Annotated in this window: 7 protein-coding genes; 5 read left to right on the top strand and 2 right to left on the bottom strand. The window is 68.6% G+C overall.

Translation table 11 applies throughout. The features are described 5' to 3' along the window. Positions 1–178 precede the first annotated feature (178 nt). The 5 genes from EJK16_RS11750 (at position 179) to EJK16_RS11730 (ending at position 7,658) form a co-directional block, all read left to right on the top strand. Positions 179–1,615, top strand: coding sequence for a cell wall-binding repeat-containing protein (locus EJK16_RS11750; protein ID WP_127129523.1), 1,437 nt, complete (start codon positions 179–181; stop codon positions 1,613–1,615). A gap of 261 nt (positions 1,616–1,876) precedes the next feature. Continuing rightward, positions 1,877–3,580, top strand: a complete 1,704-nt coding sequence (locus EJK16_RS11745) for an ABC transporter ATP-binding protein/permease (protein ID WP_240645985.1) — start codon at positions 1,877–1,879, stop codon at positions 3,578–3,580. After that, the gene (locus tag EJK16_RS11740) at positions 3,577–4,773 is read left to right on the top strand and encodes a glycosyltransferase family 4 protein (protein ID WP_127129519.1); all 1,197 of its coding nucleotides are present in this window, start codon (positions 3,577–3,579) and stop codon (positions 4,771–4,773) included. Before EJK16_RS11745 ends, EJK16_RS11740 begins: the two co-directional genes overlap by 4 nt. Before the next feature lie 405 nt (positions 4,774–5,178). Continuing rightward, positions 5,179–6,378 carry a cell wall-binding repeat-containing protein gene (locus EJK16_RS11735; protein ID WP_127129517.1) on the top strand — a complete coding sequence of 400 codons (1,200 nt, stop codon included), beginning with the start codon at positions 5,179–5,181 and terminating at the stop codon, positions 6,376–6,378. A 131-nt stretch (positions 6,379–6,509) separates the two neighbouring features. Continuing rightward, on the top strand, positions 6,510–7,658 hold the full coding sequence (locus tag EJK16_RS11730) for a cell wall-binding repeat-containing protein (protein ID WP_127129515.1): 1,149 nt from the start codon (positions 6,510–6,512) through the stop codon (positions 7,656–7,658). Between the two features lie 43 nt (positions 7,659–7,701). On the opposite strand, the gene EJK16_RS11725 is transcribed toward EJK16_RS11730, so the two are convergent. Beyond that, positions 7,702–9,783 carry a hypothetical protein gene (locus tag EJK16_RS11725; RefSeq protein ID WP_127129513.1) on the bottom strand — a complete coding sequence of 694 codons (2,082 nt, stop codon included), beginning with the start codon at positions 9,781–9,783 and terminating at the stop codon, positions 7,702–7,704. 433 nt (positions 9,784–10,216) lie between these two features. Beyond that, a complete protein-coding gene (locus tag EJK16_RS11720) occupies positions 10,217–11,398 on the bottom strand; it encodes a hypothetical protein (RefSeq protein ID WP_127129511.1) in 1,182 nt (393 codons plus the stop codon). Positions 11,399–11,633: the final 235 nt, after the last annotated feature.

The following is an 11,633-nucleotide window of genomic DNA, read 5'->3' as shown; positions in this document are numbered from 1 at the left end:
TGAGAAACGGACTTGCGCGAACGTATCTATTGGCCCTAACGTCTCCCGTGACCCACCGATGTGAGTTGATGGTGAAGCACGGCCGTGGGGTTGCTCCCGCGGTTGCTCAGGCCTTAATGGCACGGGTTGTGGGGACCACGTTGTACAACTAGCTCGTGACCTTAGGAGGTCAACAAAAATGGGTAAGACTACCCGTCGGGGCTCCCTCGCCCTCGCCGCCGCTGTTGCGGTTGTTCTCTCCAGCTCGACCATTGCCAGCGCAGCCATCGTTGACAGCCCGGATGCTCCGAAGAAGGCCTCGGTCGAGCGCCTCTCGGGTGACAACCGCATTCTGACCGCCATCGCGGCCTCGAACGAGTACTACGAGACCGACGATGTGATCGCCCCCACCCCGGAGGCGGTCACTGCCGCAACGGACAAGGTGCAGGCCGCGTATGACGCGAGCAACAACCTCGCGGGTGCTCCGCTGACCGCTGCGGTCAAGGTCATCACCGATGAGGCCGATGGCACCACTACCAACAAGACCGCGGCCGAGTTCCTGGAGGCCTACGGCGTCACGGAGGTCCAGTACCTCGCTCTCTCCGCGGCCGACAAGGACGCCCTCGCGCAGCGTGTCTACGACGAGGCCACTGACCTCGCCGCCAACGACCCGCTGATCGTGGCTGCTGTGGCCGGCGTGCCCAACCGCGACGGCACGACGGCGAACAACGTGATCATCGCTCGTTCGGACGACTTCGCCGACGCGCTCACCGCCACGCCTCTCGCTGACGAATTGGACGCACCCGTTCTCATCAACGCGACTGACAAGCTGGACCCGGCCGTTCAGGCCGAGCTCAACCGCCTCGGGCAGAACCGCACCGGCGCGATCAACGTGACGATCGTCGGTGGCAAGAGCGCCATCTCTGCGAGTGTCGAGAAGTCGATCAAGGGCCTCAAGGCGGTCGGCAACGTCGAGCGCATTGACGGTCAGGACCGCTTTGAGACCGCCGTGAACATCGCGGGTGAGATCTCGAACACGAGCGGCGGGATCTTCCTCACCACCGGCATGGACTTCGCTGACGCGCTCGCTGCCGGCACTGCTGCGGCCAAGGACAACGGCGTTGTTCTGCTGACGGACGGCGACAAGCTCGACAAGCACGTGGTGGATGGCGTGTTCGGTCCGGACTCGAAGAGCAGCTACACCGGCAAGTACCTTGACGCTGCTGGTTACTCCAAGGTCGTCGCAGTCGGCGGCCCGGCGGCAGCCGCTGTCGACACTAAGATCGGGCCGAAGCAGGCGGCCGTGGGTGACGACCGTTACGAGACGGCCGTCAAGGTTGCGCAGAAGTACTTCGCTTCGGGTGACCCCATCAACACGGTGACCACGGACTTCGTCGCGGTTGCCAGTGGCGCCGACTTCGCTGACGCGGTCGTCGCGGCGGCTTACATCGCCAACAAGGATGGCGTGCTGCTCCTGACGGTGCCGGGATCGCTCTCTGACGCGACGGACGGCTTCCTCACGGCTGCCAACAAGCTCGACAAGAGCCAGTACTTCGACGTGAAGCTGTTCGGTGGCACCACCGCCGTCTCCGCTTCCGTCGAGGCCGAGCTCAAGGACGCTGTCGACGCTGAGTGACTGAACCACAGTGGCGACTGAGCCCGTCTGACGGGCGCTGAACCACGGAAGGACCCTCCGCCCACGCCGGGTGGGGGGTCCTTCCTTGTTACTGGTGCTGGAGTGTGCGGGGAGGCCTCGTACAGTGGAGCCCGACTCCGTCGAGTGTGCGGCGAGTTGAGACCCAATGAGGATGGTGCATGCATGCGTGCGTTGTGGCGAACGGTGCGTTCGCTGATGTCGGTACTGCCGCCAGAGTCGTCTAGGTTCGCGAAGCGCTACATGGTCGCCACGTCTCTCCTCGCGATCCTCGACATCGTGGCCCTGGGTCTCCTGGCGCTGGCGATGCCCGCCATGGCCAACCCCGATGTGGGTGTGACCCTGCCGCTGTTCGGCGAGCTCGACGGCGAGCGCGACATGATCCTGCTCATTGCCGTTGTCGCGGCCCTTATCGCCAGCAAGAGCATCCTCAACCTGCTATTGCTGCGTTACGCGACTTCCCGCTTCGCCGCGCATGAAGTTGCGATCGGCGACCGCCTGCTGGCCGCCTACATGCGTGCCCCGTGGGCCGAACGTCTGGGCATGAACTCCAACGAGATCGTCCGTTCCGTCGACTCCGGTGTCGCTACCTCCGTGTCCGGGGTGCTCATCCCGTCGATGTCGCTGGCGGGGGAGATGGTCTCCGTGGCTTCTGTCGTCCTTGTGCTTGCCGTCGCCCAGCCGCTCACTGCCGCGATCACTATCGTCTACCTCGGCCTCGTGGTCCTGATTCTCTCGCAGGTAATCTCCAAGCGCGCCGTCGCCAACGGCAGGCGCAACCGCGCGCACTCGATGATCACCGTGCGCTTGGTGTCTGAGGCCATCGCCACCCTCAAGGAACTCACCCTGCGCGGGGCCACTGGGCAGATCCAGCGCGTGGTGCATGACAACAGGGTCAAGTCCGCCCACGCCCGCGCCATGGCCACCTTTTACAGCAACGTCCCCCGGTACGTGCTCGAGGCCGGCCTCGTCGGCGGCTTCCTGCTCATCGGCATCGCTTCCTACGTCGACGGCGGGCTCGCCGGTGCCGTGGCGGCCGTCGCCCTCTTCGCCGTCGCTGGCTTTCGACTCGTGCCGTCCCTGACGCGGTTCCAGGCGATCTTGTCCCAGGTGCACTCCAACACCCCGTTCGCCGAGCAGACCGTCCGGGACATCACGAGGGCTGAGGCCCGCGCCAGCGAGCTCGTCGTCGACCAGCGTGACCTCGCGCCCGGCGCGCACGACATCGAGCTGCGTCACGTGACCTACCGCTACCCCAATGCCGAGGAGCCCGCGCTGCGGGACGTGTCCCTGACCATCCCCGCGGGGTCCCGCGTAGCGCTCGTGGGCTCCTCCGGTGCCGGCAAGTCGACCCTTGTCGACCTGCTGCTCGGCCTGCTCCAGCCCACCGCGGGCGAGGTCCTCGTCGGCGGGGTCCCGCTGCCCGAGGTGCTGGCCTCGTGGCGCTCCCGCGTCGGGTACGTGCCCCAAGAGGTTGCGCTCTTCGACGCCAGCGTCGCCCAGAACGTCGCGCTCTCGTGGGACGACGCCGGGGTGGACCGGGACAAGGTCCACCGGGCGCTGCGCCGCGCGCAGTTGGAGGATGCCCTCGCCCACCGCGACGGCGGCATCGACGCCAAGGTCGCCGAGCGCGGCATGGCCCTCTCCGGCGGCCAGCGCCAGCGCATGGGCATCGCCCGTGCCCTGTACAACGACCCTACCGTCCTCGTCCTCGACGAGGCCACCTCGGCCCTGGACACCGCCACCGAGGACTCCGTCACCCACGCCATTCACGACCTCGACGACGTCACCACCGTGACCGTCGCGCACCGCCTCTCCACCATCAAGGACTCCGACACCGTGTTCTTCTTCGACCACGCCCGCCTCATCAGCTCCGGCACCTTCGCCGATGTCGTGGGCGCCAGCCCCGACTTCGCCCGCCAGGCCCAGCTGGCGGGCCTCGCATGAGCCGCCACACCCTGCTCCTGCTGTCGTTCTCCCCGATCAGCAGCGACCCCCGCGTCATGCGGCAGGTCCGCCTGTTCGCCGAGGACTACCACGTCATCACCTGCGGGTACGGGCCCAAGCCCGAGGAGGCGGCCGACCACATCGAGATCCCCGTCGCCTACAAGCCCTGGCGCCTTAACAAGATCGCCGGCGCGCTCCTGGTCCGTGCGCACCTGTACCGGCGCCTGTATTTCAGCTCGCCCCGCGCGCAGCTGGTCGGGCGGGAGGTAGCCCGCCGCGGCGGCGTGGACATCGTCCTCGCCAACGACGTCTTTGCCGTCCCTCTCGCCGTCGCGCTCAAGCCGCGGCTCGGCGTGCACGCCGACCTGCACGAGTACTCCCCGGGGCAGGGGAGCTCCCGGGTGTGGGTGCGCTGGACCAGGCCCTTCCTGGTGTGGGCGTGCCAGCAGTACGTAACCCAGGTGGCGTCGGTGACCACCACCAGCCCGGGCTTCGCCGCCGAGTACGAGGAGGTCTTCGGCGTCCACGCCGACGTGGTGCCCAACGCCACCCGCCACCGGGCCGACCTGGCGCCCACGCCGACGCCGTCGACGATCCGGCTCGTGCACGCCGGCGCCGCCGGGCGCCCGCGCAAACTCGAGATCATGATCGACGCCGTCAAGGACATCAACGCCCGCACCCCCGGGCGCTACACCCTCGACGTGTACCTGGTGCCGGGGGACGCGACGTACATCCGCGAGCTCGGCGAACGCGCCGGCGACCCCGCCATCACTGGCGTGCGGCTGCAGGAGCCGGTCGCCTTCGACGAACTCGTCCCGATGATGCACCGCTACGACGTCGGAGTCTTCATCTGCCCACCGACGACGTTCAACCTCGTGCACACCCTGCCGAACAAGATCTTCGAGTTCGTCCAGGCGCGCCTGGGGCTGATCGTCTCGCCGTCGCCGTCGATCGCCCCGCTGGTGCGTGACCACGGCGTGGGCGTGGTGACCGAGGGGTACGAGAGCGCCGACCTCGTTCAGGTGCTGGAGTCGCTGACCGTGGCCGACGTCGAGCGGTACAAGGCCGCGTCGCACGCCGCGGCCGAGGAGCTCTCCGCCGAGCGGCTCTCCGCGCCGTGGGTGGATGGGGTGTCCGCCCTGGCCGCCCGCGCGTCCGGGCCGCGGGCCGCCGCGGAGCATGGGCGCGCCTGACGGCTGCGGGTGCCGACCTGAATTATCTCCCGAACTCGCGTGCGACTGTCGTGCCGTGATCAGTAGACGCTGATCACGCCGCACCGCCGCTCTGGCGGCGGTGGAGGTCCTCGCGGCCTCTGCCGAGGCTGCACTCCCATCAGCACCGCGCGCGTTGCAGGCGGCGGGCACATCCGCCGAGGACGATTCAGCGTCGCGGCTGCGGTGCCGTATGCCATGCGACGTGGGTCCGTTGCCGAATCCGCCGTCGGGTTCCTCACATGGCAGCGGACGCCATTGGGCTGTAATCTGCAGATGGCCAGTTGAAAGCGGCCGCCGGCCGTTTTAAACCTGCCAACGCTCACGCCGAGATGATCGGGTGGGGGGACCAGCACATCTAGCTCGTGACCATGGAGGTCAGTTCTTATGTCTCACATCGCTCGCCGCGGCTCGCTTGCCGCCGCCGCCGCCATCGCGGTTGTTCTCGCCGGCGCGACAGGTGCCAGCGCCGCCGCCACGCCCAACGACGACGCGCCCGCGCCCGTCACCAAGTCCACGGTGGAGCGCCTCTCCGGCGACACCCGCGCCCGCACGGCAATCGACGCCGCGCAGAACCAGTTCCCGACCGAGGCGCTGGACAAGGGTGTCACCGGCACGAGCGCCGCCGGTGTCATCATCGCCCGCCAGGACGACTTCGCCGACGCACTCACCGCCTCGACGCTCGCCGACTCCTGGAACCTGCCGATCCTGACCACCAAGAGCGGCGAGCTGTACGCCGACGTCGCCGCCGAGGTCCAGCGCCTGGCCGCCGGCGCGGCCGGCAAGGAGTTCAACGTCTACATCGTGGGTGGCGAGAACGCCGTCACGCCTGCCGTGAAGGACGCCCTCGAGGCCCTCAAGGTCGACACCGCTGCCGCCACCGGCTCCACCGGAAACGTCGAGCGCTACGCCGGCAAGGACCGCTACGAGACGGCCGTCAAGATCGCCGACCTGGTCTACCCGACGGTCTCTGACGGTCCGCTGGTGTACCTCGCCGACGGCACCGACTTCGCTGACGCGCTGTCCGCCGGGACTATCGCCGCGCAGACCAACGGCATCGTGCTGCTGACCAACCACGACGAGCTGGACGAGTACACCGTCAAGGGTGGCCTCGGCGGCGAGGACACCACCGCCAGCTACACCGGTAAGTACCTCGAGGAGTACCTCAACGAGGCCGGGACCGCCTACAGCGAAAAGGTCGTCGCGATCGGTGGCCCGGCCGCCGACGCCGTGGACGGCAAGGTCCTCGCCGCCCAGGAGATCGTCGGGACGGACCGTTACGACACCGCTCTCAAGGGTCTCAAGAAGTACTTCGTGAACGGCACCAACGTCACGGACCAGATCGCCGTCGCGAGCGGCGTCACCGCCGCTGACGCCGTCGTCGCGTCCGCGTACATCGCCAACCACGACGGGGCGCTCCTGCTGACCCTGCCGGGCGACGTGCACGACGACGCCACGAAGCTCCTCTCGGACGCCACCGTGTCGGGCAACTTCTTCGACATCAAGGTCTTCGGTGGCCCGGCCGCCATCGGCGACGCGGCCGTCAACGAGCTCGTCACCGCCACGAAGGCCACGCTCGTCAAGTGACACTAGGTGGTACTGAGCCGGTGTGACCCGGTCTGACGCCACAGGACCCCCCGCCCTGCTGGGTGGGGGGTCCTTCGCTCTTTGGCCCCAAAGGGCGACATCCTGATCCGGACCTTGGGAGGTCACCAACCATGCGCTATATCACTCGTCGCGGCTCCCTCGCTGCGGCCGCCGCCATCGCCATGACCCTGGGCGGTGCGACCGCCGCTAACGCCGGGACCATCGACGCCCCAGACACGCCCGGCTCGGACACCGTCGTCCGCGTCGCGGGCACCGACAGGATCGGCACCGCCATCGCGGCCTCCCGGGCGCAGCAGCCCACCGCGTTCGCCCACGGCGCGGGCACCGTCATCGTCACCCGGGCCGACGGCTTCGCCGATGCGTTGGCCTCCACGCCGCTCGCCGACGAGCTGGATGCGCCGATCCTGACCACTGCGAGTGGAAGGGACCTCGACGCACGGGTCGAGGCGGAGATCAAGCGCCTCAGGCCGGCCCACGTCGTCATCGTGGGCGGCACCGCGGCGGTGTCCTCGGGCGCCGAGGCGAGCCTCCGGGAGGTCGTAGGCGGCGCGAACGCCGTCGTGCGCATCTCCGGGGCGAACCGCTACGCCACCGCCGCCACCCTCGCCGGCTGGACGATCGCCTCCGACGAACAGGCCGCGCCCACCGCGCCGCCGGACGCGGCAGAAATGAGCGAGCTGGAGAAGTGGGAGTACCGCAGGGACACCCCGGTCTTCCTCACGACCGGCCTCGAGTTCGCCGACGCGCTCGCCGCCGGCGCAGCCGCCGCCCGGGCGGGCGGGGTGGTGCTGCTCACCCAGGGCGACCAGTTCGACACCCGCAGCCGAACCGGCAACATCCACCAGCAGAGCTACACCTTCGACTTCATGCTCGACGAGGAGGGCGGCACGATCACCGGACCCGTGTACACCGTGGGCGGTCCCGCCACCACGGCGTCCTACGGCAGGTACACCGCCTACGACGGCGCCGACCGGTACGAGACCGCGGCGCTAGTGGCCGCGGCCTGGTTCCCCGCCGACGAGACGCACGAGGTTGCCGTGGCCAGCGGCGAGGACTATGCCGACGCCGTCGTCGCGGCCGGCTTCATTGCCAACCACGACGGCCCCCTGCTCCTCACCCAGTCCGACGTCCTGCCGGCGGTCACGGGGAAGTATCTTGGCGCGGCCTCCGCGGGCACGGCGGAGCGGGTGCACGTGTTCGGTGGTCCGAGTGCTGTGGCGGAACCTGTCGTGGACGCCATCTCGGCGGCGATCAAGTAGTCGGATCGCCGCCGAGGCACCCCGTTCTGCGTGCCGCGTGCACCTACGCCAGTGCCTTGAGCGTCGCGCCGATGTCGGGCACGGACCATGCCTGGTTGCCGCCGGCCCAGTGGTACCCGCTGGTTGCCGTGACCAGGAGGCCCTCGCCGGCCAGATGGACCTGAGCCCAGTCGGTCGGGGACTGGGACGGGATCTTGATCCAGTCCCACTCCTCACCGTCGGCGGAAAGCCATAGCACCGGGCCCGTGAAGTCCGCCGTGGTGACGGCGCCGGTGGCGACGTAGCCGCCGGGAACCTCGACCGTCGCGTTGCGGCTGGATCCCTCGTCAAGGGTCTCCGCTGTGGTGTAAGAGGTGAGGTCGGCGGTGTCCCAGGACTTGTCGCGGGACCCGTCGTTGCCGGCGATGCGGACGCCGGCCTCGGTGACGGTGCACGAGGTGAACTTGGCGCCTGGGCTGTCCGTCAGGGTGAGGAGATGCCACGCGCCGTCGACGACCTTCCAGGCGGTGGCGTGGGTGACCCCGGCGCTGTCCTCGCTCCAGCCGACCGCGACCGGGGTGTCGGGCAGCTCACAGATGTCGCTGATGCCGGACCCGCGGCCGACGTCGGTGGCGAAGTGTCCCTTGGCCCTCTCCCAGGTCAACCCGTCCGGAGAGGTCCACACGGTCGCCGTTCGTGCGTCGTCGTAGGCGCCCGTGCGGGCGGTGGTGGCGGCGAGGATCCACCCGTGAGCGGTCTTGCCGAGCGCCGTGGGGTTCTGGAAGGTCTGTTGGTTCTGGTCGATACCCACCGCCGGCTGCCACTCGCCTTCGGGGCCCTGGCGGGTCCACGCGTGCATCGGAAAACCGGTGTCGTCTGTGGTGCCGGCAGCGACGACGGCGGACCCTGTCTCCTCGTCGGCGGCGGTGACCGGTGAGTTGTGGGTGGCGAGGTCTGCGGGGCCCCAAGCCTCCTCGACGATGCCGCCGTCGGGGGCGAAGGCGTAGCTGCCGGGATCGCTCGTGTGACGCCACCCGCCCCCTTCATCGACAACCAGCGCTGGCTTGTAGGCAGAGATACCGATCTGTCCACCGAGGTCGTGAACATCGCCGATGACGAATGGAGCATCGAAGGAGGTGATCTCGCGCTGCGTCACGTCGCCCGGCTTCATGAACGTCTGTGTCGCTGCCTTCCAGTGCTGTGTCACCACGATCAGGCCGTCGTCGCCCCACGGCACGGCGGACGAGGAGACACCGACGCCCTTCATGACGGCGGTCCAGTAGGGGATGGGGAGCCAGGTGCCATCGGCGTCTCGGAGGGTGGCGTAGGACCAGGTGCTGTCGTCGTGGTCGATGGCGACGGCGACCTTGCCGTCTACCACGGACGGCTTCCGGAGCGTCGAGTCGGCCGAGTCGCTTCCCCAGCCGGCGTCGCTGGTCTCGTCGCCGAAGAATTCGACGTGCTCTCGTGCCCACGTGACGCCGTCGGCAGACGCCCATGCTGCGGGCCGGTTCCAACCGGACTCCTTGGCGCCGCCGGTGGCGAGGTACTCGGTGCCCGTCCACACGACGCCGGACACCTCGCCCGGCTCACTCGCAATCTCTGTGGGCCCGGTGAACGCCGCGCCGCCGTCGGTGGAGGTATAGGCGATGGGCCTTGTGACGTCACCGTCAGGTCCGAGCGCTCCCACGATGACGATGTGGTCGCCGTTGACGGCCACACCTGAGATGGTCAGCGATTGCCCGTCACCGGGGGCGGTCAGATTCGTCGTGGTCGTCGCCCCACCGAGGGTGTGGACGGCGGCCGCCGGCGCGCGCCCGTTCAGCCCTGTCCCGGCGGCGACGATCCTTGTTGCGTCCACGCCGACAGAACCGAGCTGAGCGGACCTGGTGGCATCGTCGAGCTCGACGTGAGTCCACGTGACGCGGTCGGTGGACGTCAGCAGGAAGGACGCGAACCGGCCGCCGTCGACGTCGGTCCCCACGATAGCGGTGGCCTGCGGCCCGCCCGCGGCGTCCAGGGTGAGGACGTCATCGGGTGCGCCGGCGACCCGGCCCTGGGCGACGAGACCCTCGCCGTCGATCGCGGTCCAGGTCTGGACCCCGGCCGGGCCGTCGGAATTGTCGCCTACGGTGACCGAGACCATCGGTAGGGTGCCGGAGCTTGGCACGACGAGCCATCCGGATTGGCCAGTGCTCGCCGACCGCAGCGAGGCGGGCATCTCGACGGGGGTGAACGTGATCGCGTCGGCGAGTGCTGACGATGCGTCCGCGCCGCTGGAGGCTGTCCCCACGCTAGATGTGCATGCGGTGAGAACGGCGACTGTAGCCGCCGCCATCGCGCCGAGCGCGTATCGGCCGCGGGTGACGGTCCGGAACATGTCCTGCCCTTCTACGAGAGAGCGGGACCGGGAACGGAGCGCCGCTTACGTAGACGTCTATCGGCCGGGATCTGGCTGGAATAAGTCACATTTCGGGGTCCAGGCCGCGTCTGCCGTTCTACGGACACCTTCCCTGGGGGATTCTGTTCCGCCCAGGGAGGCACAGCATGCGTGCTCGATGCAGCAGCGCCGTCAGGGGCTACGGGCAGGTGACGGTAGCGTCCCGGTAGAGCTCACGGACGTCGCGCCAGGACTCGCCGTTCCAGTTCATCGGCAGTACCTGGATCGCGACGGCGGTTCGGACCGTGTTGCCGGAGGGTGAGGGGCCAGTGCCGAGCGTCGACGAGCTCGACGTCCATGCCGTCTGCCCGGGGCCGTAGTGGCGGCCATCCTGGAAGACGAAGTTGCCGTCTGTGACGGCCCACTTCACATCCACCGCGTAGTCGTTGAAGGTCACGACCTGGCCGTTGATCGGCATGGTGCTGGTCCGACCCGTAGGGGTGCAGGTCACCGAGGCGACGCGGAGTGTCGGCTCGACGTAGCCTGCCCAATTCGGTGTCCAGGTGCCCGGCCTTGAAGGCTCGGCCGGCTGAAGCGGTCTGGTGGCTGTCCGTCGCACACCCAGGGAGTCCACGCCGTCGCCGTTCCAGTCGCCGACGAGCGTGGTGTCGTCGGGGTTGCCGTACGCGAGGACGCGGTCGGCGACGCCACTGCTCATGGTGTCCTTGAGGAAATATGAGATGCCGCGCCGGACGCCCAGCGAGTCGGTCTTGTCACCGTTCCAGTCGCCGACGAGCACGTTGTCGTCGGGATTGCCGTAGGCGATGACGTGATCGGCCACGCCGGTGGTCATAGCGTTCTTGACGAAGTACACGCCGCCGCGACGCACGGCGAGCGTGTCCTTGCCATCACCGTCCCAGTCGCCGACGAGCACGGTGTCGCCGGGGTCGCCGTAAGCGATGACCTGGTCGGCTACGCCCGTCCTCATCGAGTTCTTGACGTGGTAAAGCCCGCCACGGCGCACGATGAAGGTGTCCTTACCGTCACCGTCCCAGTCGCCGACGAGCACGGTGTCGTCGGGGTCGCCATAGGACACCACCGAGTCCGCGGGGCCGGGTCCGTTGCTGTTGCGAACGAAAAATGTCGAGCCTCGGCGCACCGCGAGGGTGTCGGTGCCGTTGCCGTCCCAGTCACCGACCAAGGCCTGGTCACCGTCGGCCCCATAGGCGAAAACGGTGTTCGCCGCCGCCGCAAAGGTGTCGGAGAGGAAGTACTGCGACCCGGTGCCACCGACATCACCGCCCTTGGCTGTGGCCGGTGCAGCGATCGCCATCGAAACCGCCAGCGCGGCCGCTGCGGCTAGGCCCGTGCGTGCCCTCATCTTGATCTCCAGGTTCGCAGATTACGGAGCGTTTCGTCTTGAGGTTAGCGGCGGTAGCGCCAGAGGTGCGTTCGGTCGCGGTGAGCGCGTCGTCAATGAGGCGCGTGACCGATCGGCTCTCGAGCCGCCATGCCGCGGAGTGTGCCGGTAAAGAGGGACAGTGCCTTTGTGGACCATAGGGTGATGACTCACGACGCCGTCCCCATGGTCGTCGTACACAAGAATGGAGTTGTCA

The organism is Georgenia sp. SYP-B2076, assembly GCF_003991205.1.
Taxonomy (GTDB): Bacteria; Actinomycetota; Actinomycetes; order Actinomycetales; family Actinomycetaceae; genus Georgenia.
This window is presented reverse-complemented; position numbering and strand designations above follow the sequence as displayed.